Here is a 25,717-nt window from a genome sequence, read left to right as displayed (position 1 = left end):
CTTCGCGGGCACGCCCGCGAAGAGGCCGGCACTGGCGCAGCAGATTTCAGCAAATAGGTGCTTGACCACCTGTAAGACAACATATAACTTACATGAAGACCGCTTCAGCGGATCGAGACAACTACAAAGCATTGCAGGGGATATGACGATGACTGCGACATCATGCCGGGTCGGCGTGGACATAGGCGGGACCTTCACCGATATCGCGCTGGACGTGAACGGCGTGCTGCATTCGACCAAGATCCTGACCGACTACGAGCTGCCGGAACGGGCCATCCTCACTGGCGTGCGCCAAGTGGTGGAGCAGGCGGGCCTGTCGCTGTCGGACATCGATCAGCTGATCCATGGCACCACCCTTGCCACCAATGCGCTGATTGAGCGCCGTGGCGCACGCACCGCCTTCATCACCACCGAAGGCTTCCGTGACACCCTTGAAATGCGCACCGAAAACCGCTTCGAGCAGTACGACATCAACATCGTCCTGCCGCCGCCGCTGATCGACCGCGAACACCGCTACACCCTGCGCGAACGCCTGGATGTCAAAGGCCAGGTACTGATCGCCCCGGCGCAGGCCGAGATCGACGCATTGGTCGAGCGTATCGCCGAAGGCAACTACCAGAGCGTGGCTATCGGCTTCATCCACAGCTACGTCAACGGTGCCCACGAGCGCCAGCTGCGCGATGCCCTGCAGGCGCGTCTGCCGCAACTGTCAATTTCCATCTCCAGCGAAGTTTCGCCGCAGATGCGCGAGTTCGAGCGCTTCAATACCGTATGCGCCAACGCCTACGTCAAGCCGCTGATCAAGTCCTACCTGGACCGCCTGGTGGTCACCCTCAAGGAAGCCGGCGCCGACTGCCCGGTTTTCATGATCCACTCCGGTGGCGGCATCATCTCGGTGCAGAGTGCCGCTGAATTCCCGGTACGTCTGGTGGAGTCCGGTCCAGCCGGCGGCGCCATCTTCGCTGCCGATATCGCTCGCCGGTACCAGCTGGAGAACGTGCTGTCATTCGACATGGGCGGCACCACGGCAAAAATCTGCCTGATCGAAGACCAGGTGCCGAAAACCGCGAAAACCTTCGAGGTTGCACGTACCTATCGCTTCAAGAAGGGCAGTGGCATGCCGATTTCCATTCCGGTGGTCGAGATGGTCGAGATCGGCGCCGGTGGTGGGTCCATTGCCAGCATCGACAGCATGCGCCAGATTCGCGTTGGCCCGCATAGCGCGGCTTCCGAGCCAGGCCCGGCCTGTTACGGCCGTGGCGGTCAGGAGCCGACCATCACCGACGCCAACCTGCTGCTCGGCCGCCTGGACGCCGACAACTTTGCCGGTGGCGCGTTGCGCCTCTCCACCGACAATGCCGCCAACGCCATGGCTCGGGTCATCGGCCAGCCGCTGGGCATGCAGGCCGATACCGCAGCCTTTGGTGTGTGCGAAGTGGTCGACGAGAACATGGCCAACGCTGGTCGCGTGCATGCGGTGGAGAGTGGCAAGGATATCGCCGACTACACCATGATCACCTTCGGTGGCGGCGGTCCGCTCCACGCTGCACGGCTGTGCGAAAAGATGGGCGTGGCGCGCTTCATTGTCCCGGCCGGCGCCGGTGTGGGCTCGGCCATCGGCTTCCTGCGTGCGCCATTCGGCTACGAAGCCGTGCGCAGTGCCTTCGTGCGCCTGTCCGAATTCGAGGCCGTGCAGGTCAATGGCCTGATCGACGAGATGAAAGCCGAGTCGCTGGGCTTCCTGCGTCAAGGTATGCCAACCGGTGAGCCAGAAATGGAATGCACCGCGTTCATGCGCTATGTCGGCCAAGGTTGGGAAATTCCGGTTGCCCTGCCGTTCAAGGCCTTCAATGCCGCGGATACGGTGGAGTTCAAGGCCCGTTTCGAAGAAGCCTATACCCGCTTCTTCGGTCGCCCTATCGAGGGGCCGGATATCGAAATCGTCAGCTGGTCGGTCAAGGCCAGTTCACCGTTGCCACCGGTACAGCAAATCGAAGAAGTGGGTGCCGCCTACCGCTCCCATGAAGTCGCCCGCCGCCAGGTGTTCGACGTGGCTGCCGGCGGTTTCGTCGAGGCCGGCATCCATCCGCGCGAGGAACTGCAGGTCGGTGCCCGCGTCGATGGCCCGGCAATCATCGTCGAGCGCGAAACCTCGACCTTCGTCACCTCCAACTTCACCGCCACGGTCCAGCCAGACGGCTGCCTGTTGGTCGTGCGCCGCTAACGCCTGAATTCGGAAGCCAGAACCATGAGCGATACTTTGATCGACATTCAAATGCAGGTGATGTGGAACCGCCTGGTCTCGGTGGTCGAAGAGCAGGCCCTGACCCTGATCCGCACCGCATTCTCCACCAGCGTGCGCGAGGCCGGCGACCTGTCTGCCGGGGTGTTCGACCGCGCCGGCAACATGCTGGCCCAGGCCGTCACCGGCACCCCCGGCCACGTCAATACCATGGCCGAGGCGGTGGTGCACTTCATCAACGACATCGGCGAAGACAACATCTTCGAAGGCGACGTATATGTGACCAACGACCCGTGGAAGGGTACCGGCCACCTGCACGACATCACCATCGTTTCGCCGTCGTTCTACAAGGGCAGGCTGATTGGTTACTTTGCCAGTACCGCCCACGTGGTCGACATCGGTGGCCGTGGCTTTGGCCCGGACGCCCGCGAGGTATACGAGGAAGGCCTGTTCATCCCGATCATGAAGCTGTTCGAGCGCGGCAAGGTCAACCGCGACCTGATAAACATACTGCGCAACAACGTACGCGAGAACGACCGGGTGGTGGGCGACTTCTATGCGCTGTCGGCGTGCAACGAGACTGGTCACAAGCGCCTGATCGACATGCTCGAAGAGTTCAGGCTGGATGACCTGGAGCACATTGGTGGCTTCATCCTCGAACACAGCCGCCGCGCCACGCTGGAGTGCTTCAAGGCGCTGCCGCATGGCACCTACAGCAACAGCATGACCCTCGATGGTTACGATGTGCCGGTGACCCTGGCGGTAACCATCACTGTAGGCCCCGATGGCATCAAGAGCGACTTCACTGGCACCTCGGGCATGAGCCAGTTCGGCATCAACGTGCCCCTGGGCTATGCCAAGGCCTACGCCTGTTATGGCCTCAAGTGCATCGTGGCGCCGGAAATCCCCAACAACACTGCCTCGCTGGCGCCGTTCGAGGTCACTGCGCCCGAGGGCTGCATCCTCAATGCCAAGCACCCGGCGCCGGTGTCGGTGCGCCATGTGCTGGGTCACTTCGTGCCCGACCTGGTGTTGGGGGCACTGCATAAGTGCCTGCCGGGCAAGGTGCCGGCCGAGGGGGCCAGCGCCTTGTGGAACCTGCACCTGAGCGTGCGCCCGCTGGAGAGCAACCCGAACGGTCGCAATGCCGAGATGCTGATGTTCAACAGCGGCGGCATGGGGGCGCGTTCAGCGATGGATGGCCTGAGCGCCACGGCATTCCCCAGTGGTGTGCACACCATGCCGGTGGAAGCCACAGAACACGCCGGCCCGGTGGTGGTGTGGCGCAAGGAGCTGCGTGAAGGCTCCGGTGGTGCCGGCCAACTACGCGGCGGCCTGGGGCAGGAGATTGAAGTGTCGGCGGCCGCGGGCTACAGCTTCCGCTTCAGCGCCATGTTCGATCGCATCCAGCATGCCGCCCGCGGCCTGGAGGGTGGCAAGCAGGGCGCCGAAGGTTATGTCGGCCTGGATGACGGCAGCCTGCTGCGCGGCAAGGGCCAGCAGTTCGTGCCGGCCGAGCGCCGCCTGGTGTTGCGCCTGCCGGGTGGTGGTGGCTATGGCGACCCGCGTCAACGCGACCGCCAGCAGGTCGAGCGCGACCTGCGCTTTGGCTACATCAGCGCCGAGCAGGCGCGCAACGACTACGGCTTCGACGCCGCCCAGGAGTGCTAGACGATGGATGTGCAAAGCAGCCGCGTGCGCGCGGTAAAAAGCTCACCGAGCATGGCCGTGTCGGTGCTGGCCAAACAGATGCTGGCCCAGGGCGAGCCGGTGATCAACCTGGCGCTCGGCGAGCCGGATTACAACGTACCGGCTCATGTGATCGCAGCCGCCTACCAGGCGATGCTGGCAGGCAACAACCACTACACCGGGCCCAACGGCCTGGAGGTGTTGCGCCAAGCCATCGTCGACAAGTTCGCCCGGGAAAACGACCTGGTCTATGGGTTGGACGAAATCTGTGTGGGCAACGGTGCCAAGCAACTGCTGTTCAACGCCTTCCTCGCCACCCTCGAGCCGGGTGACGAGGTAATCACCCCGGCACCTTACTGGGTGTCGTACACCGACATGGCCATGCTCAACGGTGGCGTGCCCAGGGTCATCCCGTGCACTGCCGAGCAGGGCTTCAAGCTGCGCCCCGAGCAGCTGGAGGCGGCGATCACCCCGCGTACCCGCTGGGTGATGCTCAACTCGCCGAACAATCCGAGCGGGGCGATCTTCACCCGTGAAGAGTTCGCAGCACTGGGCAAGGTACTGGAGCGCCACCCCAAGGTGCTGGTGATTTCCGACGAGATCTACGAGCACATCGTGTTGGGCGACCAGCCGTTCGTGTCCTTCGTTACCGCCTGCCCGCAGTTGCGCGAGCGCACCTTGCTGATCAACGGCGTTTCCAAGGCCTATGCCATGACCGGCTATCGGCTGGGTTACGCGGCAGGCCCCAAGGACCTGATCGTGGCGATGAACAAGACCCAGTCGCAGACGACCACCTGCCCGTCGAGCATCTCGCAGCTGGCGGCGGTGGCGGCGTTGAATGGGCCGCAGGACTTCGTGCGTGACGCCAACCGCGAGTATCAGGCGCGCGGTGCGCTGGTGGTACAGGGGCTGGCGCAGATCCCGGGCCTGCAATTGCAGATGCCGCAGGGCGCGTTCTATGCGTTCCCCGAGGTCAGTGCCTTCATTGGCAAGCGCACGCCAGATGGCCAGGTCATTGGCAACGATGCGGACCTTGCGGCCTACCTGTTGCGGGTCGGCAAGGTCGCCACCGTGCCGGGTTCGGCGTTTGGCCTGGAGCCCTACATTCGTCTGTCGTTCGCCACATCGCGGCAGGAACTGGAACAAGCCCTGGGGCAGCTGCGCGACGCGTTCGCGGCGCTGTCCTGAGCCCACCAAGCAATCGAGGTAACACATGAGCAAGCCTTTCAAACGCCTGCTGATCACCGGCGCCGCCGGGCGCCTGGGCAGTGTGCTGCGCAAGCACCTGGCAGCCTTCGCCGATGAGCTGCGCCTGACCGACATCGCTGACATGGGCCACGCTGCACCCCATGAGCAATTGGTGCGTTGCGACCTGGCCAACTTCAACGACGTGCTGCCGTTGACCGAAGGTGTCGACGCCATCGTGCATGCCGGTGGCGTGCCGGTGGAGGACACTTTCGAGAAGATCCTCAACGGCAACATCGTCGGTACCTACAACATCTACGAAGCTGCGCGGCGCAATGGCGTCAAGCGGGTGGTGTACACCAGCTCCAACCACGCCATCGGCTTCCATGACCGCACCGAGACCATCGACGCTACCGCTGCGCACCGCCCCGACAGCCTGTATGGCGTCAGCAAGTGCTTTGCCGAGGACCTGGGCCGCTACTACTGGGACAAGTTCGCCATCGAGTCGGTCAACCTGCGCATCGGTTCGTCATTCCCCGAGCCTCTGGACCGGCGCATGCTCGCCACCTGGCTGTCGTTCGACGACTTCGCCCAGCTCACCGAGCGCTCGCTGCTGGCGCCGCGGGTCGGGCACATGATCGTCTATGGCATGTCGGCCAACCGCGAAAGCCTGTGGGACAACCGCCTGGCTTCGTCGCTTGGCTACGTGCCCAAGGACAGTGCTGACGACTACCGCGACAAGGTCCTGGCCGAGCACCCGCCGCTGCACCCGAACGAACCGGCCGCGCGCTACCACGGCGGCAACTTCGCTGGTGCCGGGCACTTCGAAGACAAGTAGATATCTCCACATCAGCAGAGAGTGCATTACATGGCTTCCACCGCTAAACAACAGAATTACGATGTGGTGATCGTCGGCGGCGCGGTCAACGGCAGCGCCACCGCCTATTTCCTGGCCAACAACCCGGATTTCAAAGGTTCGGTGCTGGTCATCGAGCGCGACTGGACCTACAACAAGTCAGCCACCGCGCTGTCCAGCAGCTCGATCCGCCAACAGTTCTCCAACCCGATCAACATCGAGATCTCCAGGTTCGGCGCCGAGTTCGTGCGCAACTTCCCGGAGGTGATGGAAGTGGACGGCGATCGCCCGGACCTGGCCTTTCACGAGAACGGTTACCTGTTCCTCGGTGACGACAAAGGTTATGAAGTGCTGCGCCGCCTGCACGATACCCAGGTATCCCACGGTGCCGATGTACGTCTGCTCGACCCCGAGCAACTGCAACGCAAGTTCCCCTGGGTCAACATCGACAGCCTGGCCGGTGCCAGCTATGGCCAGAGCGGCGAAGGGTGGTTCGACAGCTTGGGCATGCTCAATGGCTTCCGCCGCAAGGCGCGCTCGATGGGCATCGAGTATATCGAGAACGAAGTGGTCGGTATCCAGCGTGAAGGCGAGCGCATCACCGGTGTGCAACTGGGCAGTGGCGAGCGTATCGGCTGCGGCCTGCTGGTCAACTGCGCCGGCACACGTGGCACCAAGGTCGCTCGTATGGCCGGCCTGGATATTCCGGTTGAGCCACGCCGCCGTTCGCTGTTCGTGTTCGACTGCCGCACCCCGCTGGAAGGTACCGTGCCGCTGACCATCGACCCGACCGGTGTGTTCTTCCGCCCTGAAGGCAAGTTCTACCTGGGCGGCACCTACCCGAAAAACGACCCGGAAGTCGACTTCGAAGACTTTGACGTATTGCACGAGGAGTTCGACGAGGAGGTGTGGCCGATTCTTGCGGAGCGCGTGCCGGCGTTCGAAGGCATCAAGGTGGTCAACTTCTGGGCCGGGCACTATGACTTCTGCGTGCTCGACCACAACGCCATCGTCGGTCCGCACAACGAGGTGGGCAACTTCCTGTTCTGCAACGGCTTCAGCGGCCATGGCCTGCAGCAGGCACCGGCCATCGGCCGTGGGCTGTCCGAACTCATCACCTATGGCGGCTACCGTTCGCTTGATCTGGGTGCGCTGAGTTACCAGCGGGTAATCGACAACAAACCGTTCCTGGAAGATTCGGTCATCTGACCGCAGCGCCTGAGGGAGAACAACAATGAGCAACTCCGAAGTGAAGCGCAGTGGCGGCCAGGTGCTGGTCGATGCCCTGCGGGTGAATGGTGTCGAGCGCGCCTTCTGCGTGCCGGGCGAGAGTTACCTGGCAGTGCTGGATGCGTTGCACGATGTGCAGGATGAAATCGACCTGATCGTTTGTCGCCAGGAGGGTGGTGCGGCATACATGGCCGAGGCCTACGGCAAGCTGACCGGCAAGCCGGGCATCTGCTTCGTCACCCGTGGCCCCGGCGCCACCAATGCCTCGGTGGGCTTGCACACGGCGTTTCAGGACTCTACGCCGATGCTGCTGTTCATCGGCCAGGTGGCCCGCGACCAGATCGAGCGCGAAGCCTTCCAGGAAGTGGACTACCGACGCATGTTCGGCCAGATGGCCAAGTGGGTGGTGCAGATCGACGATGCCGCGCGCATTCCCGAGCTGGTCAACCAGGCCTTTCAGCGTGCCATCAGCGGCCGCCCCGGCCCGGTGGTGATCGCCTTGCCGGAGGACATGCTGACCGACCTGGTGCAGGTGGCCGATGCGCGTCCGGCGCGACGCGTCGAAGCCGCCCCGGCGCCACAGGCGCTGGGCGAGCTGCAGGCCCTGCTGGGCAACGCCAGCAAGCCGCTGGTGATTGCCGGTGGTGGCGGCTGGAACGACCAGGCGGTGGCCGACCTGAAGCGCTTCGTGCAGGTGCAGAACCTGCCGCTGGCAGCTTCGTTCCGTTGCCAGGACCTGTTCGACAACACCGACTCGCACTATGCCGGCGACCTCGGGCTGGCTGCCGGGCCGGTACTGGTCGAGGCGGTGAAGCAGTCGGACCTGCTGATCGTGGTGGGCGCGCGCCTGGGCGAGATGACCACAGGCGGTTATGCGCTTGTCGACATTCCGACGCCGAAACAGGCGCTGGTGCATGTGCACGCCAGTGCCGAGGAAATCGGCAGGGTGTACCAGCCGACCTTGGGCATCAATGCCGGGCCGGCCAGCTTCCTGAGCCAGGCGGCTGCGTTGCCAGCCGCGCGCCCCGAGGCGTTCGCCGACTGGGTCGCGAGCCTGAACAGCGGCTACCGTGGCAACTTCGAAACGCCACGCTCGCCGGGCGATGTGCAGATGAGCGAAGTGATTGCCTGGCTGAACAAGACCCTGCCGGCCGACAGCATTCTCACCTGCGGTGCCGGCAACTACACCGGCTGGGTGCATCGCGGTTACCAGCACCGTGTGTTCCGCACGTTGCTCGGGCCAACCAACGGGTCCATGGGGTATGGCGTGCCGGCGGCGGTGGCAGCCAAGCTGACCTATCCGCAACGTACTGTGGTGGCATTTGCCGGTGACGGCTGCTTCCTGATGAATGGCCAGGAGCTGGCCACGGCGGCGCACTACGACGCCCGCCTGATCACCGTGGTGGTCAACAACGGCATGTACGGCACTATCCGCATGCACCAGGAGCGCAGCTACCCGGGGCGGGTGTCCGGCACCGAGCTGCACAACCCAGACTTCGCCGCCCTGGCGCGTGCCTATGGGCTGCACGGTGAAACCGTCACCCGCACCGAGGACTTCGCTGCCGCTTTCGAGCGTTGCCAGGCTTCTGGCAAGCCGGCGCTGATCGAAGTGCAGGTCGACCCCGAAGCCCTGACCCCGCGCATGACCCTCAGCCAGATCCGCGACAAGGCCATGCAAGCCAAGCGCTGATTCGCCTCAGGTGGGGCGCGGTACGGCCCCACCTTTTTTCCTTTTTCGAACGAGTCAATCGACATGAACCTTGCCGATCGTGATCTGCTGCGTGAAGTTTGCTATATCGACGGAAAATGGCTGGCGGCCGACAGTGGTCAGCGCATTGCCGTGACCAACCCGGCCAGCGGCGAAGTGCTCGGCCATGTGCCGCGCATGGGGGCGGATGAAACCCGTCGCGCCATCGCCGCTGCCGAACGTGCCTTGCCGGCTTGGCGGGCGCTTGCTGCCAAGGAGCGTGCTGCCCGGCTGCAGGCCTGGTTCCGCGAAATCCTCGCCCACCAGGAGGACCTGGCGTGCATCATGACGGCCGAACAGGGCAAGCCGCTAGCCGAGTCCCGTGGCGAGATTGCCTTTGCGGCAGCCTATGTGGAGTTTTATGCAGAAGAGGGCAAGCGCATTTATGGTGATGTAATTCCTTCGCCGAGCGCTGATCGTCGGTTGATCGTCACCAAAGAGCCGATTGGCGTCTGCGCGGCGATTACGCCATGGAATTTTCCGGCGGCGATGATCACCCGTAAGGCGGCGCCGGCTTTGGCGGCGGGTTGCACGCTGGTGCTCAAGCCGGCCTCGCAAACTCCGTTCAGCGCGCTGGCGCTGTGCGTGCTGGCCGAACGCGCTGGTATCCCTGCGGGCGTGCTAGGCGTGGTGACTGGTGACTCGGCGGCCATCGGCGGGGAGCTGACGGCCAGCCCGGTGGTGCGCAAGTTGTCGTTCACCGGCTCCACGCCCATCGGCATCCAGTTGCTGCAGCAGTCGGCGGCGACGGTGAAGAAGGTGACCATGGAGCTGGGTGGCAATGCGCCGTTCATCGTGTTCGATGATGCCGACCTGGAAAAAGCCGTGGAGGGGGCGCTGATCGCCAAGTTCCGCAACAGCGGGCAGACCTGCGTGTGCGCCAACCGGTTCTATGTTCAGGGTGGTATCTACGAGCGCTTCGTGGCGCGCTTTGCCGAGCGCGTGGCTGAGCTGGTGGTGGGGCGGGGCGATGCGCCCGGGACCCAGGTCGGGCCTATGATCGACGGGCGTGCTGCCAGTGGTGTCGAGCGGCTGGTGGGTGAAGCGGTGGAGGCCGGGGCACGGGTGCTGGCCGGTGGGCGCCGGCATGCGCTGGGCGAGGCGTTTTTCGAGCCGACCTTGCTGGCGGATGTGACGCCGGACATGCGCGTGGCACGCGAGGAGATCTTCGGGCCGGTGGCGCCGATCTTCCGCTTCGGTAGCGAGGAGGAGGTGATTGCCCAGGCCAACGACACCGAGTTCGGCCTCGCCTGCTACCTGTATGCGCGGGATGTCGGGCGAATCTGGCGGGTGTCCGAGGCGTTGGAGTATGGGATGGTCGGGGTCAACGTCGGCGTGGTGGCGACCGAGGTGGCGCCGTTTGGTGGGGTGAAGGCTTCGGGCTTGGGTAGGGAAGGGTCGCGCTACGGGATCGAGGATTACCTCGAGGTCAAGTATGTGTGCCTGGGGCTTTGAGGTGATTCCGGGCCGCTGATGCTGCCTGTGCTGGCCTCTGCGCGGCCAAGGCCGCTCCTTCAGGTAATGCGTGATCCCTGTGGGAGCGGCCTTGGCCGCGCAGCGGCCGGTACAGGATAGCCATCAGGCCTTGCTGTCGAGCAACCGCTGATACCGCGACAAGCTTTCTTCCAGGTGCTTGCGCAGCGCCGTGCGCGCACTGGCCACATCGCCCATGCTGATTGCCGAGAGGATCGCCCCGTGCTCTCGGCCGATCTTCTTGATGTGCGCCTGGCGGTTCTTGCCCGTCACCTGCCCATGCTTGAGGTTCAGGTCGAGGATGATGTCCGGGCCCAACGCTTCCAGCAGCTGGGTGAAGTGCGGGTTGTTGGTGGCACGGGCAATTGCCAGGTGGAATTCGAAGTCGGCCCTGGCTTCTTCCTCCTGCGTGGCACCGTCCAGTGAGTTGAAACGGTCGAATGCCTCGGTGATTGCCGCCATGCTGGCCGGGCTGCGGCGCTCCGCTGCGCGGGCCACCGACTCGGTTTCGATCCCCAGGCGCAGTTCCAGGATCTGCGCGGCGGCACGCACGTCATCAACCACGCTGTCGATGGCAAAGCCGATGCGTTTCACGTCCTGCTCGACCACGAAAACGCCCACGCCCTGGCGGGCGATCAGGCGCCCACCCAGGCGCAGCGAGGCTACCGCCTCACGGATGACCGGGCGGCTGACGTTGAATTCCTTGCACAGCTCCTGTTCGGACGGCAGCTTGTCGCCCGGGCCGTAGGTGCCGTTGTCGATCCGGCCGGAAAGCTCCTGGATCACGGTTTCCGCCAGATTGGCGCGACGCGTGCCTAACGACGCATTCATAAAAGAGTTGCTCCTGAAACTGATTGGCTCATCACGGTTGATTCTCCGGCAGGTTGCGCGCAGCCCTCATGCCCCTTGCGGCGGGATCCGTAGCCAACCAGCGGTGATGTTGTAGGCATATGTTATCAAACATCTGATCTGTAGGAGCGGGCTTCCCCCCGAACAGGTCTCCACGCATGCCTGTAAATTTTAACCACGGCTCAAGCATACACCCATTGACAGTTGCCTGCTGACTGTTATCTTACAAGTGCGATGGCGTTCCGGCCAATTCGCATGCGGTAAGCGATGTCGAGGTTCGTCCAATCACTACTGGGAGCTGAGCATGAATAACAACAAGGGAGGGCGTGCAGCCCTCGCGACCGCGGTAACGTTGCTGATGGCCATGGGGACGGCAAACGCAGCAGACAGTGAAATCGTCAGGATCGGCTTCGCCGGCCCCCTGACCGGCCCTTCGGCGCACCAGGGACAGGATGTCGAGCACGGCATCCAGATTGCCGTTGATGAAGCCAACGAACAGCAACTGAAGATCGGCGACAAGGTCGCCCGGTTCAAACTGGTCTCCGAAGACGATGTCGCCGACCCGCGCACCGGCACGGCGGTCGCGCAACGCCTGGTGGACTCGAAAGTGGCGGTGGTGATCGGCCATTACAACTCCGGCACCAGTATCCCCGCCTCGAAGATTTACGCCGCCGCCGGCATCCCGCAGATCTCGCCCTCGGCCACCAACCCCACCTTGACCCGCCAGGGCATCCCTTCGGTGTTCCGTACCGTCAACGACGATGCCACCCTGGGCCGCTACGCTGGCAACTACCTGGTCAGCCAGCTCAAGGCCCAGCGCATCGCCATTTTCGATGACCGCACCGCTTACGGCCAGGGCCTGGCCGACGAGGTGACCAAGGCAGTCAAGGCTGCCGGCGGTAATGTGGTGGTGCGCGAGTACACCAACGACAAGTCCACCGACTTCAACGCCATTCTCACCACCGCCAAGGCACAGAAGGCCGATGCGGTGTTCTTCGCCGCCCTCGACTACCAGGCCGCACCGATGGCCAAGCAGATGAAGAATCTTGGCCTGAAGGCGCGCTTCATGAACATCGGCAACCTGCCCAACGACTCGTTCAGGCAGATGGCCGGCAGCGCCGCCGAGGGCACCTACGCCTGGAACTACGGCACGCCGCTGCTGGACATGCCCAAGGGCGCGGCCTTCGAGCAGAAGCTCAAGGACAAGTTCGGCGTGGGCGTAGTGCAGTCGTCGCCAGCCGCGTATGACGCCACCTGGGCAGCGATCAACGCCATGGTCAAGGCCGGCTCCGACGACCCCAAAGTGTACCTGCCAGTGCTCAAGAGCCAGAGCTACGAAGGCGTCACCGGCACCATCGCCTTCGATGATCAAGGCAACCTGAAGAACCCGGCGGCTACCGTGTTCCAGTTCGCCGACGGCGGCTGGAAAACCCTGTCGGTCCAGCGCGACTGAGCGCCACCCCCATAACAAGCAGGCGCCGGCCTGCCACATAACAAGAAGACTTTTCCCACCTGCCAGGCCTGTCGGCGTGTGGCGCTGAGCCGCCGCGCGCCGACGACAACGCAGTTTCGAGGATTCAGCGCGTGGACGGTAATTTCGATATCTTGTTGCAACAGGTCCTCAACGGCCTGGTGCTGGGCAGCATCTATGCCCTGGTAGCCTTGGGCTACACCATGGTCTACGGCATCATCGGCCTGATCAACTTCGCCCATGGCGAGGTGGTGATGGTCGGCGCCATGGTGACCATTTCGGTACTGACGATGCTCGCGGGCGCAGGTTTTGCCCCAGGCATCATCACCTTGCTGCTGGCGATCATGGCTGCGGTGGTGGTGTGCATGCTGCTGGCCCAGGGCATGGAAAAGTACGCCTACCGGCCCTTGCGCAAAGCCCCGCGGCTGACCCCGCTGATTCTCGCCATCGGCATTTCCATCGCCCTGCAGAACCTGGCGATGATGATCTGGGGGCGCGGCTACAAGACCTTCCCCGAGGTGGTCGAGACCCAGCCGGTGGACGTGTTCGGCGCCACCATTACCAACGTGCAGCTGTCGATCATGCTGATTGCGGTGGTGATCATGCTCGGCCTATGGCTGCTGGTGGACAAGACCCGTCTGGGCAAGGCCATGCGTGCCACCGCCCAGAACCAGGAGGTGGCCGGGCTGATGGGCATCAACATCAACCGGGTGATCAGCGCCACCTTCCTCATCGGTGCCAGCCTGGGCGCCATCGCCGGGGTAATGCGCGCGGTCAACTACGGCCAGGCCGATGCCTACATGGGCCTGCTGCTGGGCCTGAAGGCATTCTCGGCGGCAGTGCTCGGCGGCATTGGCAACCTTTTCGGGGCCATGGCCGGCGGCCTGTTGCTGGGGCTGATCGAGTCGCTGGCAGCGGGCTACACCGGGCAGATCACCGGTGGCTTCCTCGGTGCCAACTATCAGGACATCTTCGCCTTCGCGGTGCTGATCCTGGTGCTGCTGTTCCGCCCGAACGGCCTGCTTGGCGAACGCCAGGCTGACCGGGCGTAAGGAGTCGGCCATGAAAAACCTCAAGAGCCAATACTTGCTGTTGATCCTCGGCTTCATTGCCTTGCCGTTCCTGGTCGAGGCCATCCCCATGCTCGGCCCGACCTGGGTGCGCATCCTGGGCTTCGCCATGCTCTACGTGTTGCTGGCGTTGGGCCTGAACATCGTCATCGGCTACGCCGGCTTGCTCGACATGGGCTACATCGGCTTTTACGCCATCGGTGCCTACCTGTACGCCTTGCTTGCCTCGCCGCACCTGCAGATGGCCGGCCTGGTCGAAGGCGTGCTGGACTGGCCGGTATGGGTGATCATCCCGCTGGCGGCAGTAGCCGCGGCCATCTGTGGGGTGTTGATCGGCGCGCCGGTGCTCAAGCTGCGCGGTGATTACCTGGCGATCGTCACCTTGGGCTTCGGCGAGATCATCCGCATTTTCATGAACAACCTGGACCAACCGGTGAACCTCACCAATGGCCCCCAGGGCATCAGCAACATCGCTCCGCTGCACGTGGATGGCGCAGCATGGGCGCATGCCCCGGGGGAGGGTGCAGCGCCGCTGCTGTCGCTGCAGCAGAGCTGGAGCCTGTTCGGTCTGCAAGTGTCGCCGGTGATCAGCTACTACCTGTTCTTCCTGGCCATCGTCATCCTCAGCATCGTGCTGTCCAAACGCCTGGAAGTATCGCGTATCGGCCGTGCCTGGATGGCCCTGCGCGAGGACGAAGTGGCTGCCGAGGCCATGGGGCTGAACAAGCGCAACCTCAAGCTGCTGGCGTTCGCCATGGGCGCCACTTTCGGCGGCGTGTCCGGCGTGCTGTTCTCCAGCTACCAGGGCTTTGTCAGCCCCGAGTCGTTCACCCTGATGGAGTCGATCATGGTCCTGGCCATGGTGGTGCTCGGTGGCATGGGTTCGATCCGTGGCGTGGTGCTGGGCGCGCTGATCCTGTCGGTGATGCCGGAGTTGTTCCGCGACCTGGTCAACTGGGTCCAGCCATGGGTGATGGACAATGTCACTTTCATCAGCCGCGACATCCTGCGCAACGTACTGGATGCCTCGACGCTGCGCATGCTGGTGTTCGGCCTGGCGTTGATCCTGGTGATGCGTTTTCGCCCCGAAGGCCTTTGGCCGTCTGACCGCCGCCGTGCCGAACTGCACGATGGTGACCCAGAGGCGGAGCCGGTGCCTGCGGCGCTCAGCACCGCAGTGCATGCTCCGGCCAGTGAAGCATCCTTCGAACTCCCGATCAAAGAGGCGGACAAGGCATGAGCGACATCCTTCTCGAGCTGCATCAGGTCAGCAAGTTCTTCGGTGGCCTGCAGGCCCTGCATGGCATCGACTTGAGCATTCGTCGTGGCGAGATCCGCGGCCTGCTGGGCCCCAACGGCGCCGGCAAGACCACCCTGTTCAACGTGCTCACCGGGTTGTACCGGGCCGAGCAGGGGCGGGTGATGTTCGACGGCAAACCGCTGCGTATCAGCAAGCCGCACAAGGTGGTGGAAGCTGGCATTTCGCGCACCTTCCAGAACATCCGCCTGTTCCACAACATGACCGCCCTGGAAAACGTGATGATCGGCCGCCATGTGCGCACTCGCAGCGGTGTGTTCGGCGCCATCCTGCGTACCCCGGCCTGCGTGCGTGAAGAGCGCGAAATCCGGCAGGCCGCCCGCCACTGGTTGAACTACGTCGGCATCGGCCACCTGGCCGGGGAGCTGGCCAAGAGCCTTTCCTATGGCGACCAGCGTCGCCTGGAAATCGCCCGGGCGCTGGCCACCGAGCCCAAGCTGATCGCCCTCGACGAACCGGCGGCGGGCATGAATGCCTCGGAAACCGAAGGCCTGCGCCAGCTGATGTGCAAGATGCAGGCGGACGGCAAGACGGTGCTGTTGATCGAGCACGACGTAAAGCTGGTGATGGGCCTGTGCGACCACATCACCGTGCTGGAATTCGGCCGCAAGATCGCCGACGGCCTGCCGGCCGACGTGCGCAAGGACCCACGAGTGATCGAGGCCTACCTCGGTGCGGAGGCAGTGGCATGAAAAACATTCTGCAAGTGAACGACCTCAAGGTGAGCTATGGCGCCATCCAGGCCATCAAGGGCATCGACCTGACAGTGGGCGAGGGCGAGATGGTGGCGCTGATTGGCGCGAACGGTGCAGGCAAGACCACCACCCTGAAAACCTTGGCCGGGTTGCTGAAACCTAGCGCCGGTAGCATTACCTTCGATGGCAAGGCGCATGCGGCGATCAAGGGCCATGACCTGATCCGCGAAGGGCTGGCGCTGGTGCCGGAGGGGCGGGGCATCTTTCCCAAGCTGACTGTGCACGAAAACCTCGAGATGGGAGCCTTCAGCCGGCGTGACGGCAAGGATGCCATCGGCGCCGATATCGAACGCATGTATGGCATCTTCCCGCGCCTGAAGGAGCGCGCTTTCCAGTTGGCCGGCACCATGTCGGGTGGCGAGCAACAGATGCTGGCCATTTCCCGGGCGCTGATGGGGCGGCCCAAGCTGCTGTTGCTGGACGAACCGTCCATGGGCCTGGCGCCGATCATCGTGCAGAAGATCTTCGAGACAATCGTCGAGGTGGTCAAGGACGGGGTGACATTGCTGCTGGTGGAGCAGAACGCCCGGCTGGCACTGCAGACCTGCCAGCGCGCCTATGTGATAGATGGCGGACGCATCAGCCTGGAAGGCTGTGCCAAGACCTTGCTGCATGACGACCAGGTGAAGAAGGCCTACCTGGGCGAATGATCCATTCACAATGACAAGAGGATCTGCCCTGGGGTGTGGTGTTTGTCTTGCCGGCCTCTTCGCGAGCAAGCCCGCTCCCACAGGTATTTCACAGCCCTTGGGACCTGTGCAGTACCTGTGGGAGCGGGCTTGCCCGCGAAGAGGCCGGTAAGGCCATACCCGATGTCCGCCCCGGCCAGGTCCCCCCAAAGGTTTTAACGATGTCGCAAGTATCCCTGCAACACGGCCTGACCTCGCGCCAGGTTTCCATGATTTCCATCGCTGGCATCATCGGCGCCGGCCTGTTCATAGGTTCGTCCAAGGCCATCGCCTCGGCCGGCCCGGCCATTCTCGTGTCCTACGCCATGACCGGCCTGCTGGTGCTGCTGGTCATGCGCATGCTCGGCGAAATGGCCGTGGCCAACCCCACCAGCGGCTCCTTTTCCACCTATGCCGCCGAAGCCATCGGCCCCTGGGCCGGCTTCACCATCGGCTGGTTGTACTGGTGGTTCTGGGTGCTGATCATTCCCGTCGAGGCCATTGCCGGCGCCGATATCCTGCACGCGTGGTTCCCGGCGGTTCCATCCTGGTTGTTCGCCTTCCTGATCATGGCGGTACTGGCCACCAGCAATCTGGTCAGCGTGAAGAACTTCGGTGAGTTCGAGTTCTGGTTCGCCCTGGTCAAGGTGATAGCCATCCTGGCCTTCATCGTCATCGGTGGCATGGCGTTGTTTGGTGTCTGGCCACTGGCCGAGGCCTCAGGCGTGAGCCACCTGTGGGCCAATGGCGGTTTCGCGCCCAATGGCTGGGGTGCGGTGCTGGGTGGGGTGCTGATCACCATCTTCTCGTTCTTTGGTGCCGAGATCGTCACCATCGCTGCTGACGAAACCGCCAACCCGCAGGCCAAGATCCGCCGCGCCACCAACCTGGTGGTGTATCGCATCGCCGTTTTCTACCTGGCGTCAATCTTTCTGGTCGTGTCGCTGGTGGCCTGGAATGACCCCGCGTTGGTCGCGGTGGGTTCGTTCCAGCGGGTGCTGGAGGTGCTCAACGTGCCGGGCGCCAAGCTGGTGGTGGATGTGGTGGTGCTGGTGGCGGTGACCAGTTGCATGAACTCGGGGCTCTATACCGCTTCGCGCATGCTCCATTCACTGGGGGCGCGTGGCGAGGCGCTGCCCATTACCCGGCGGGTGACCGCGAATGGTGTTCCGGTGGTGGCGGTACTGATGTCGACCCTGGCCGGGTTTGCCGGCTGCCTGGTCAACTACGTGTTCCCCGGCAAGGTGTTCAGCTTCCTGCTGTCCACCACAGGCGCGATTGCCTTGCTGGTGTATCTGGTGATTGCAATTTCGCAGCTGCGCATGCGGGCACGGGCAGAACGCGACGGTGTGCAGCTGGAGCTGAAAATGTGGCTGTTCCCGTGGCTGACATGGCTGGTTATCGGCGCCATCCTGATGGTGCTGGGGTACATGCTGCTTAGTGATGCTTACCGCTATGAAGCACTCATGACTGCTGGAGTGACGGTATTCATTCTGCTGGTGTGCGTGACGCGGCGGCGGGTGGGTATGGCGGGGAGGGCGGTGTACGGGGATTGAGAACCAGGGGCCGCTCTGCGGCCCATCGCGACACAAGGCCGCTCCTACAGGCGGACGCGGTCTCTTGTAGGAGCGGCCTTGTGTCGCGATGGGGCGCAAAGCGGCACCAAAGACCCTAAGTGTGCGGCACGCTGCGAGGCACTACCCCACCCGCATACTCCGGCTTCAGATGCCCCTGCTCATCCAGCAGATAGGCATCCATCACCTCCCGCACCACCGGCCCTGCCACCCGCCCGCCGGCTTCACCGTTCTCGATCATCACCGCCACCACCACACTCGGGTGATCAGCCGGGGCAAAGCCGACGAACAGGGCATTGTCGCGGTGCCGCTCCAGGGTCTTGTCGCGGTTGTAGCGTTCGCCCTGCTTGATCGCCACCACCTGCGCGGTGCCGCTCTTGCCGGCAATCCGGTATTGCGCACCGGCTGCGGCAGCGCGGGCGATGCCGCGCGGGTCGTGCATGACCATCTGCATGCCCTGGCTGACCTGGTCCCAGGCGTGCCTGTCGTGCAGCACGATATTGGGCATCGGGTTGGGGTCTACCGGCGCATCGCCGCCCACGGTCATGGCCAGGTGCGGGCGGTGCCACACGCCCTTGCTCGCCAGCAGGCTGGTGGCCTGGGCCAGCTGCAGCGGGGTGACCTGCATGTAGCCCTGGCCGATGCCCAGGATCAGCGTCTCGCCCGGGAACCAGGCCTGGCGCCGGGTGGCGCGCTTCCACTCGGCCGACGGCATCAGCCCGGACGCTTCCTCGAACATGTCCAGCGACACCTTCTGGCCCAGGCCGAACTCGGCCATGTAGTCGTGCAGGCGGTCGATGCCCAGCTTGTGCGCCAGGTCGTAGAAGTAGGTGTCGTTGGAACGCATGATGGCGGTGTACATATCCACCCAGCCATCGCCGCTGCGGTTCCAGTTGCGGTACTTGTGGTCGTAGTTGGGCAGCTCGTAGTAGCCCGGGTCGAACACCCGGCTGCCCGGGGTGATCACGCCGCTGTCGAGGCCGGCGATGGCCACCTCCGGCTTCACCGTCGAACCGGGCGCATACAGGCCGCGCAGCACGCGGTTGAACAGCGGGCGGTCGATGGAATCGCGCAGGGCGGCGTACTGTTTGAAGCTGATGCCCTTGACGAACAAGTTGGGGTCGAAGCTGGGGTTGCTGACCATCGCCAGCACGTCGCCATTGGCCGGGTCGAGCACCACCACCGAGCCGCGGCGGTCACCCAGGGCCTTTTCCGCGGCCAGTTGCAGGTGGGCGTCCAGGGTCAGGACGATGTCCTGGCCCGGGGTCGGGGCCTTGTGGTTGAGCACACGCATCACCCGGCCCTGGGCGTTGGTCTCGACCTCCTCGTAGCCCACGTGGCCGTGCAGCTGGCTTTCGTAGAAGTGCTCGATGCCGGTCTTGCCGATCGACTGGGTGCCCCGGTATTCGGTGCTGTCGAGGGTCTTGGCCTCTTTCTCGTTGATGCGCCCCACATAGCCCACCGAGTGGGCGAAATGCTCGGCCAGCGGGTACTCGCGGATGAACTGTGGTTCCACCTCCAGGCCTGGCAGGCGGAACTGGTTCACCGCCACCAGGGCGATCTGCTCTTCGCTCAGGCCGACCATCAGGGTCACCGGCTCGAACGGCTTGCGGCCACGGCGCAGGTCCTTGTCGAACTGCTTGCGGTCGTCGTCGGTCAGGCTCAGCACCTGGGCCAGGGTATCGAGCACCTTGGCCGTGTCACCGCCGGCCCGCTCGCGGGTCATGGTCAGGTCGAAGCTGGGCTTGTTGTCGGCCAGCACCACGCCGTTGCGGTCGTAGATCAGCCCGCGCTCGGGGGCGATGGGCAGCACGTGCACGCGGTTGTTTTCCGATACGGCGGTCTGCTGGTCGTGCTGCAGCACCTGCAGCACATAGAGCCGGCCCACCAGGACGGCGACCAGGCTGAAGACCAGGGCGGCGCAGGCCAGAAGCCGGCGGTTGACCAGGTGCTTTTCCTTTTCGTGGTCCTTCAGGGGTATGGGTTGCGGCATCGGTGTTCTGTCTGCTGATGGTGTGGCTGGGTGAGGTGTGAGCGCTGTGGGCACGCGCCTGTGGGAGCGGGCGTGCCCGCGAATGGGCCGCGCAGCGGCCCCGGGGGGCGGTGATGCTACGCAAGGTAGTGAGCCCCCTCAAGGTGAAGGCCTGCGGCTGCAGAAGCGAAGAGGGCTGCCACGCCCGCAATCAGGGCGCTCGCCAGCAAAATGAAGATTTGTTCATGGCGACAGTGCGTTGGTGGGGTTGGCTGAAAGCCGGACGTGATTGAGCGGAGGTATTGGGCAAGCGCTAGAAAGCTTGTGCGTGCCTCTGCGGGAGAAACTGTCGGGCGCAATGAGGGAGATTGCCCAGCCCATTTGGGCTGCGCTGTCGCGCAGAGAACAAATATCGCTCTTTGTAGGAGCAGCCTTGTGCTGCGAAGAGGCCGGTACTGACAAAGCCTGTCTATTGGCTGTACCGGCCTCTTCGCAGCACAAGGCTGCTCCTACAGAACCTCGCTGAACCAATGAGTCATGTGTTGTTCTACGAGAGCGGGCGATCCCGCGAACACGGGCACAGCCCGTGCCATTATTTTGCAGCATCGAGTGATAAACCTCTATTCGTTCGTTTTCAAACCTTGAGGCGGTACTTGCTGTGAAATCGTTATGCTTCCACTTTCTTGGCGTAATGGTGGGCGCTGAAAAAGCGCAAAAAATAGTTCGTTTATGTACTCTTCTTTGTCATCTACGTCGTCTAAAGGTATTTCGTGCGGTATTAGATCTCGCCAGTAATTTTCGTAGCTCCGCGTAAAGATTACGTACTCAAGGCAGTCTGAAATATTTTCTGCTGCAATTGGTCCGAATGTTTTCAATAGTGCGCTCATTAGGCGGAAGAGTCTGTATCTATCTTTCCTGTTGTTTATTTCGAATTTGCTAATTTCTTCGTCTGTCATCGAGATTAGCGGGTAATATAGGTGGTGAATATAATTTATGTTTGCAATTTTCATTGGAATTTTTGGGTGAGTGTTAGTGGTCGGTTATTTTTACGAGCTATGACGGCTATTGAGAGCTCTTCACGATTGCTGTCGCCCGTGAGGTAATCTTAGGCAGTTACGCAATTAATATTTAGTATGGCGCTGTTGCTTCAGTGGAGTTCGCCTGGGCGACACCAGGTTTTATTGCATTCTGCTGATAAATATTTCTTTGAAAGCGTGCCGATTCTGTCAGTTTTGGTTTTTGATACAAGTTTAATCGAAGGGCGTCAAACCTCTTTTTTTATTATTGCTGGAAAGAGTTTGGCTTGCTTTAGTCTGCGGACTTCTTTTCTGTCTCCATGATTGCGGGCGAAAAGTATCATGGATTCTAATGCGATAAAGATTATATTTTCTATTGCTATGGCATCGTGGCTAGATGCAGCGGCATCAATTCCAGCTTGCGTAATGGGGCTATTGGGAACGTTTTCTGCTCTAAAGTCTACATGGATTGGGAATTGAGTGGATTGGTTGTTGTAGGCTGAAAATGGAGAGCACACTAAATCACTGCTTGAAAGCAGGTCTATATAGCTTAGCCCGCCATTGATGTAAAAGCTGCAGGTGCCGGAAGCTTTTTGCAAATTGACTATTAAGTAAGCGTCGCCATGTCTCATGAAAAAGGTTTTGTCTCTCCCGCGAAGGCCAAACTTGGCGGCAACTCGCTGAAAGATTTTTTTTGTAGATTCTTTCTTCATGACTTATTTATGACCTCTCGGATGGTTCGCACGCCAGTTTCGGAATCCAATACGTCCAGTACTCCCTCAGTGCTTGAATGGCTCCTTGAATACCTTCGGTATCGACCTATGCAGCCATCATCCGTACTGCGCTCCAGCAGCGCTGGGGAAGAACCGACATGTCGCTCCTTAGTTGGTGTCTTATCTATTTTTAAATTTATTCTGATTAACCAAAACCATATCAACATGTTTTTTGTGCGAGAAGTTAGAAGATAGATCTTGAAGATGTATATGCTCAGCATCGTTTTCCTCCATTTCGTAAGCTGCGGTTATCAAAAATACACCCAAGGTACGAATCATGGCTGGCGTTGTAAGTAATGAAATCTCATCGAGCCTCAAAGTTTCATCGCTACCGACTTCGGTGCCCCATGCTCTCATGTTGTTGAGCTTGATCATAGATTGAATCCTTTTTCTCCAAGAATATCTTTTGCAGTTCCTGTAAGCTCTGTCAGGTTTTTACATGACTTGTGGATTTGAAAACCGCATAAGAAGTGCTGATGCTCGCGGGTGTTGCGCTTTCTCTCTCCTTGCCACCGCGCTGGCCGCCATGGCTTTTCACCAGTCGGTCGATGATGTCGTTTGCTTAAAATATTCAACATGGCTTTAAAGGGCAATATATGTCGGTGCGGTTGTCGCTGGATAACTAATGAGTATTACTCTGTCGCATCGCCCTTGTTTTATGTTACCCCCTGGTTTTCTTGCTCATCTATCCATTTATTTATATCGTTAGTTGCGTGAACTAAATCGGAGATCTTAATAATCAAGCATAGTTCTTTGGCTCCATCTCTTTTATTGTGAGTTATGGAGTAACTTTTGACGGCTTCATGGATTACTACTCTCAGAATATTCTGAGTGCTTGTGTTGCGGACAGAAAATATCGGGTTGGCCTCCATTAGTCGTGTCCCGTCAACGCATGTGGTGTTGTAGTAAGGTGTGCGGTATTTGGCTGGGTTGATTTTTTTGGAGCAAAGGTGTTCATTGAGCGCTGAAGTGAAAAATAACTCCAGTTTTTGGTATGCGTCTGGGTTGCTAAGGTAATCTTTAAACATAATTTCTCCGTGAAGGTACGGTCTAAAATTATTTCAATATCTGCGCGCTCATGGTTATAGCGTAATATTTCGTGATGAGAGCAATGAGTTGCAACTTGTGTTTGCTGTTAATTTCTAAGGTTGTTTAGCCCACTTGTCTAGGGAGGCTATAAGTTCCGGGAGGTTTGATATCCCGCCGAATACTATGGTCTCGACTCCATGTTCGGTATTTTTGTACGCTGTAGAAATCTCGCTTTCGTCCTCGTCTATGATGATGCGAATTATTTTTTTGTGTTTTGCATTTCTGGCTGAGAATATTGGGTTTGCATCGCCAAAAGGCTGTCCGTTGTTGTATGTGGTTCTGTAAAAAGGTGCGGTGTACTCTTCCTGGTTCTTGCGGGTGCTAATAATTTTCATAAATGCATCAAGAAATAACTGCTCGAGCGCCATGTAGGTTTTCGGGTTGGTCAAGTAGTCGTCATGCATTAGTGGTTACTCCTCAAATGCACTTCCAGTAATGATCTCAATATCAACGCGCTCGCCTTTGGTGTCCTTTACCTTGAACGATCTGCTCACTTGCGTACTGATTCCGCCGCATTTGCAAGTGTCGTTTATATAGCGTTCGGTCCTTTTCAAACGCTTTGGTCCGGTTATTTAAATCTCAAGCGCTCAGTCTTCCTCTTAGTTTGGATGGCATTTTTCTTTCCGTCTGCGACGTTTATGGTTGGTCTTGGTTACAAACGGCCGAATCCTCTAGCCTTGCGCCCTGCGCTTGTATACGTCCTTTGGTTTGCTAATTCGTATGGGTCTAGCTACTGTATGGGCTGTAAGCGTATGTAGATAAGTATTGACTGTACGCGTATCCTAACGAATCCCTCCCGCCAGCGGATCATGGTGCCGATCTCAGGCGTAACTCAGTCCGTCTAATCATGCTTTGTTTCAGGTGCCCTGCAGAAGATCAGATCACCATGATCGTTTTCAGCTATCATCCAGCTTAATTGTTTGTCAACTATGTAGTATTCGAAGTATCTGCAATTATCAAGTATTGAAGGTATATTTTTAAGTGGCAGGCTAAAGAGGAGCTTTTCTTTGTTGTCTTCGTCCGCTATCAGCCATACATCTTCCAGTGGGTTTGGGGGTAATTCGCATAAGTGAAGATGTCCGGTGTTGTCATCAAAATTTTGTATGTTGGGCTTTGATCGCAATGATGTCCACCAAGCGCGTGGGTTGCCTTTTATAAAGGTGGATTGAATTTTTGATAAGATTTCTTTTTTATGCGTGGGCTCTACGCGTAAAAGCTGTTGCTTGTCGAGTGCTTGAGAAATTTCTTCAACGAATGTTAAAAAATTCGAGTGCATTGTAACCTCACTTTTCATCGGGGCGATTCAGGCGCTCAAGATTTGAGTAGGTGGCAGACAAAGGTCCCGGACTCGAAAAATAGTGAGTGGCGTGGCTTTGCCTTCCAGATTCCGGCACTCGTCGTAGTGTTGTATGTCCCATGCCGGGCCGACTTGCCGGGTAAGTGAACTCTCGATTAATTTACGTTAGAACACACTGGGTGTTTAATCCGGGGATTACTATCTCGACTAGGTTTGTAGTCGAGGCTTCATGGTGCAAAAAACTATCGGACAAGCTTGCTATTATTTGAGTTGCTTCATCCCTGCTGCATAGCTTCGCAACCAAGCAAAAAAATGGGAAGGCTGTATAGCCTTCTAGTACTTCATGTGAGAATTCTTGGATTGCGTCTTCTACTCCATCGAATAGTTTCGGATCCTGCAATTTTGCAAGCCAGGCGCTTGTGTTGTTGCTAAATGAGTCCTCTATCAGCGAGCCAATGTTCTGATGGGAGGAAAATATGTTTTCAGAATGAAATTTTTGTACAGCATCGCAAAGAGTTATGCTGGGTTGTAGGACGTCAAGTGTGAGTAATCGATCAATGTGACTGTCGAAAGTTAAGCTAATTATTTTACGCTCTGCTGTGTTGTGGTCAAATAAGTCCCAAAGATATGAAATGTAGACTATTCCCGTGTTCGGCAAACCCTGCTTTCTAAGCGAAGTAAGTAAGCTGGATTTGGAGTTGGCTATTCTGGCGTTACTCATATCCCTCTCATAATAGCCAGCTTTGCTTTTGAGTATCTTGGATGCCTCATTCTGTGCGCACTTACAGATTATTTGTAAGACTGATTTGTTGGCTAAAGGGAAAATGCAGGTCGCAAAGCACTCTAGACTTAAGAATAGCAAAAATTTATCTATCATCTTGTTATCGTCCATCTGGCTTTTGGGGGATTGGTGCGGACGAAGCCTGCAGAACAGTCATGCTTATTTTTGCGTAACCTTTGCACTTTCCACGGTGGTAAGAATCTATATCACGATTGAGTCCGCGCTTCAGGTCCGTTGCCGCATCAATATGACCTTTATACATACCTTTTCCTTCTGCTGGCCCTGAATTGGCTGGAATGTCATAAGCGTCATCGTATAGGTTATATTCATCTTGCCTTAAGTGAGCGATTCGCTCAAGAAGCCCTCGCCCTCCATCGCTACTTTTTTGACCGATTGCTTTTCTATTGATTTTATCTAATAGCGCCTTGCACTCCGGACCGGTGAGGCATACGCATTTGCTTTTTTTCAAACCAAGGCGGTCAATCCAGCTTATTGGATTTGGTGCGTAGGTATATATATTTAGGCACCCGTTCAGTCCTATTGGATCTTTACCAATGAACCGTCCAACTGAATCGCCCCTGGTTTCCTAGACACCTCCAAGCCTCATAATGAGGCCCAAATAGGAGGTGCCATGAGTCGTCAGCGTTACCCCGAAGAATTCA

General features: G+C 59.8%; 20 protein-coding genes and 1 pseudogene. 13 read left to right on the top strand and 8 right to left on the bottom strand.

Going from position 1 to position 25,717, the window contains the following annotated elements; genetic code table 11:
* The first annotated feature begins 148 nt into the window (after positions 1–148).
* From ABIB24_RS00105 to ABIB24_RS00075, 7 genes are all read left to right on the top strand, one after another.
* Positions 149–2,224: a hydantoinase/oxoprolinase family protein gene (locus ABIB24_RS00105; protein WP_274079037.1), complete on the top strand. Its 2,076-nt coding sequence runs from the start codon at positions 149–151 to the stop codon at positions 2,222–2,224.
* 24 nt (positions 2,225–2,248) lie between these two features.
* The gene (locus ABIB24_RS00100) at positions 2,249–3,913 is read left to right on the top strand and encodes a hydantoinase B/oxoprolinase family protein (RefSeq protein ID WP_085615248.1); all 1,665 of its coding nucleotides are present in this window, start codon (positions 2,249–2,251) and stop codon (positions 3,911–3,913) included.
* Between the two features lie 3 nt (positions 3,914–3,916).
* Positions 3,917–5,119 (top strand): pyridoxal phosphate-dependent aminotransferase, encoded by a 1,203-nt coding sequence (locus ABIB24_RS00095; RefSeq protein WP_274079038.1) that lies wholly within the window; start codon positions 3,917–3,919, stop codon positions 5,117–5,119.
* A 25-nt stretch (positions 5,120–5,144) separates the two neighbouring features.
* Positions 5,145–5,954 (top strand): NAD-dependent epimerase/dehydratase family protein, encoded by an 810-nt coding sequence (locus tag ABIB24_RS00090; protein ID WP_108480889.1) that lies wholly within the window; start codon positions 5,145–5,147, stop codon positions 5,952–5,954.
* A gap of 30 nt (positions 5,955–5,984) precedes the next feature.
* Positions 5,985–7,181, top strand: coding sequence for an NAD(P)/FAD-dependent oxidoreductase (locus tag ABIB24_RS00085; protein WP_108480890.1), 1,197 nt, complete (start codon positions 5,985–5,987; stop codon positions 7,179–7,181).
* 25 nt (positions 7,182–7,206) lie between these two features.
* Entirely contained in the window at positions 7,207–8,892 is a 1,686-nt protein-coding gene (locus ABIB24_RS00080) for a thiamine pyrophosphate-binding protein (protein WP_274079039.1), read from the top strand.
* A gap of 63 nt (positions 8,893–8,955) precedes the next feature.
* Positions 8,956–10,404 (top strand): NAD-dependent succinate-semialdehyde dehydrogenase, encoded by a 1,449-nt coding sequence (locus ABIB24_RS00075; RefSeq protein WP_274079040.1) that lies wholly within the window; start codon positions 8,956–8,958, stop codon positions 10,402–10,404.
* Between the two features lie 123 nt (positions 10,405–10,527).
* Here ABIB24_RS00075 and ABIB24_RS00070 read toward each other — a convergent pair whose 3' ends face one another.
* Positions 10,528–11,253, bottom strand: a complete 726-nt coding sequence (locus ABIB24_RS00070; RefSeq protein WP_085615260.1) for a FadR/GntR family transcriptional regulator — start codon at positions 11,251–11,253, stop codon at positions 10,528–10,530.
* Between the two features lie 322 nt (positions 11,254–11,575).
* On the opposite strand from ABIB24_RS00070, the gene ABIB24_RS00065 reads away from it, so the two are divergent.
* From ABIB24_RS00065 to ABIB24_RS00040, 6 genes are all read left to right on the top strand, one after another.
* Positions 11,576–12,724: a branched-chain amino acid ABC transporter substrate-binding protein gene (locus tag ABIB24_RS00065; RefSeq protein WP_230386331.1), complete on the top strand. Its 1,149-nt coding sequence runs from the start codon at positions 11,576–11,578 to the stop codon at positions 12,722–12,724.
* Positions 12,725–12,855: 131 nt separating this feature from the next.
* Positions 12,856–13,794 (top strand): branched-chain amino acid ABC transporter permease, encoded by a 939-nt coding sequence (locus ABIB24_RS00060; protein ID WP_108481449.1) that lies wholly within the window; start codon positions 12,856–12,858, stop codon positions 13,792–13,794.
* A 10-nt stretch (positions 13,795–13,804) separates the two neighbouring features.
* Entirely contained in the window at positions 13,805–15,052 is a 1,248-nt protein-coding gene (locus ABIB24_RS00055; RefSeq protein WP_274079041.1) for an ABC transporter permease subunit, read from the top strand.
* Positions 15,049–15,822, top strand: a complete 774-nt coding sequence (locus tag ABIB24_RS00050) for an ABC transporter ATP-binding protein (RefSeq protein ID WP_085615268.1) — start codon at positions 15,049–15,051, stop codon at positions 15,820–15,822. Before ABIB24_RS00055 ends, ABIB24_RS00050 begins: the two co-directional genes overlap by 4 nt.
* 5 nt (positions 15,823–15,827) lie before the next feature.
* Positions 15,828–16,535, top strand: coding sequence for an ABC transporter ATP-binding protein (locus ABIB24_RS00045; protein ID WP_441344402.1), 708 nt, complete (start codon positions 15,828–15,830; stop codon positions 16,533–16,535).
* Between the two features lie 200 nt (positions 16,536–16,735).
* On the top strand, positions 16,736–18,109 hold the full coding sequence (locus tag ABIB24_RS00040) for an amino acid permease (protein WP_274079042.1): 1,374 nt from the start codon (positions 16,736–16,738) through the stop codon (positions 18,107–18,109).
* 115 nt (positions 18,110–18,224) lie between these two features.
* Here the strand turns inward: ABIB24_RS00040 and mrdA are convergent, their stop codons facing one another.
* The 7 genes and pseudogenes from mrdA to ABIB24_RS00005 form a co-directional block, all read right to left on the bottom strand.
* The gene (mrdA, locus tag ABIB24_RS00035) at positions 18,225–20,120 is read right to left on the bottom strand and encodes a penicillin-binding protein 2 (protein WP_025338725.1); all 1,896 of its coding nucleotides are present in this window, start codon (positions 20,118–20,120) and stop codon (positions 18,225–18,227) included.
* A 1,243-nt stretch (positions 20,121–21,363) separates the two neighbouring features.
* Positions 21,364–21,828: a hypothetical protein gene (locus ABIB24_RS00030; protein ID WP_354315954.1), complete on the bottom strand. Its 465-nt coding sequence runs from the start codon at positions 21,826–21,828 to the stop codon at positions 21,364–21,366.
* Between the two features lie 180 nt (positions 21,829–22,008).
* Positions 22,009–22,263, bottom strand: a complete 255-nt coding sequence (locus ABIB24_RS00025; protein WP_354315953.1) for a hypothetical protein — start codon at positions 22,261–22,263, stop codon at positions 22,009–22,011.
* A gap of 767 nt (positions 22,264–23,030) precedes the next feature.
* On the bottom strand, positions 23,031–23,381 hold the full coding sequence (locus ABIB24_RS00020; RefSeq protein ID WP_354315951.1) for a hypothetical protein: 351 nt from the start codon (positions 23,379–23,381) through the stop codon (positions 23,031–23,033).
* A 437-nt stretch (positions 23,382–23,818) separates the two neighbouring features.
* On the bottom strand, positions 23,819–24,271 hold the full coding sequence (locus ABIB24_RS00015) for a DUF6756 family protein (RefSeq protein WP_354315950.1): 453 nt from the start codon (positions 24,269–24,271) through the stop codon (positions 23,819–23,821).
* 884 nt (positions 24,272–25,155) lie between these two features.
* Entirely contained in the window at positions 25,156–25,524 is a 369-nt protein-coding gene (locus ABIB24_RS00010; protein ID WP_354315949.1) for a hypothetical protein, read from the bottom strand.
* Positions 25,525–25,533: 9 nt separating this feature from the next.
* Positions 25,534–25,614 (bottom strand): annotated as a pseudogene (locus tag ABIB24_RS00005) (RHS repeat-associated core domain-containing protein); the annotation flags it as partial.
* Positions 25,615–25,717: the final 103 nt, after the last annotated feature.

It is taken from the genome of Pseudomonas sp. UYEF17 (assembly GCF_040546125.1).
In the GTDB taxonomy this organism is placed as follows: domain Bacteria; phylum Pseudomonadota; class Gammaproteobacteria; order Pseudomonadales; family Pseudomonadaceae; genus Aquipseudomonas; species Aquipseudomonas putida_Z.
The sequence above is the reverse complement of the archived record's forward strand: the minus strand, read 5'-3'. Positions and strand labels throughout refer to the sequence as shown.

Bases quoted from the DNA above. Each gene is read 5' to 3' on its own strand.
- ABIB24_RS00105 (WP_274079037.1), top strand. From the start codon at position 149: ATGACTGCGACATCATGCCGGGTCGGCGTGGACATAGGCGGGACCTTC.
- ABIB24_RS00100 (WP_085615248.1), top strand. From the start codon at position 2,249: ATGAGCGATACTTTGATCGACATTCAAATGCAGGTGATGTGGAACCGC.
- ABIB24_RS00095 (WP_274079038.1), top strand. From the start codon at position 3,917: ATGGATGTGCAAAGCAGCCGCGTGCGCGCGGTAAAAAGCTCACCGAGC.
- ABIB24_RS00090 (WP_108480889.1), top strand. From the start codon at position 5,145: ATGAGCAAGCCTTTCAAACGCCTGCTGATCACCGGCGCCGCCGGGCGC.
- ABIB24_RS00085 (WP_108480890.1), top strand. From the start codon at position 5,985: ATGGCTTCCACCGCTAAACAACAGAATTACGATGTGGTGATCGTCGGC.
- ABIB24_RS00080 (WP_274079039.1), top strand. From the start codon at position 7,207: ATGAGCAACTCCGAAGTGAAGCGCAGTGGCGGCCAGGTGCTGGTCGAT.
- ABIB24_RS00075 (WP_274079040.1), top strand. From the start codon at position 8,956: ATGAACCTTGCCGATCGTGATCTGCTGCGTGAAGTTTGCTATATCGAC.
- ABIB24_RS00070 (WP_085615260.1), bottom strand. From the start codon at position 11,253: ATGAATGCGTCGTTAGGCACGCGTCGCGCCAATCTGGCGGAAACCGTG.
- ABIB24_RS00065 (WP_230386331.1), top strand. From the start codon at position 11,576: ATGAATAACAACAAGGGAGGGCGTGCAGCCCTCGCGACCGCGGTAACG.
- ABIB24_RS00055 (WP_274079041.1), top strand. From the start codon at position 13,805: ATGAAAAACCTCAAGAGCCAATACTTGCTGTTGATCCTCGGCTTCATT.
- ABIB24_RS00050 (WP_085615268.1), top strand. From the start codon at position 15,049: ATGAGCGACATCCTTCTCGAGCTGCATCAGGTCAGCAAGTTCTTCGGT.
- ABIB24_RS00040 (WP_274079042.1), top strand. From the start codon at position 16,736: ATGTCGCAAGTATCCCTGCAACACGGCCTGACCTCGCGCCAGGTTTCC.
- mrdA (WP_025338725.1), bottom strand. From the start codon at position 20,120: ATGCCGCAACCCATACCCCTGAAGGACCACGAAAAGGAAAAGCACCTG.
- ABIB24_RS00030 (WP_354315954.1), bottom strand. From the start codon at position 21,828: ATGAAGAAAGAATCTACAAAAAAAATCTTTCAGCGAGTTGCCGCCAAG.
- ABIB24_RS00025 (WP_354315953.1), bottom strand. From the start codon at position 22,263: ATGATCAAGCTCAACAACATGAGAGCATGGGGCACCGAAGTCGGTAGC.
- ABIB24_RS00020 (WP_354315951.1), bottom strand. From the start codon at position 23,381: ATGCATGACGACTACTTGACCAACCCGAAAACCTACATGGCGCTCGAG.
- ABIB24_RS00015 (WP_354315950.1), bottom strand. From the start codon at position 24,271: ATGAAAAGTGAGGTTACAATGCACTCGAATTTTTTAACATTCGTTGAA.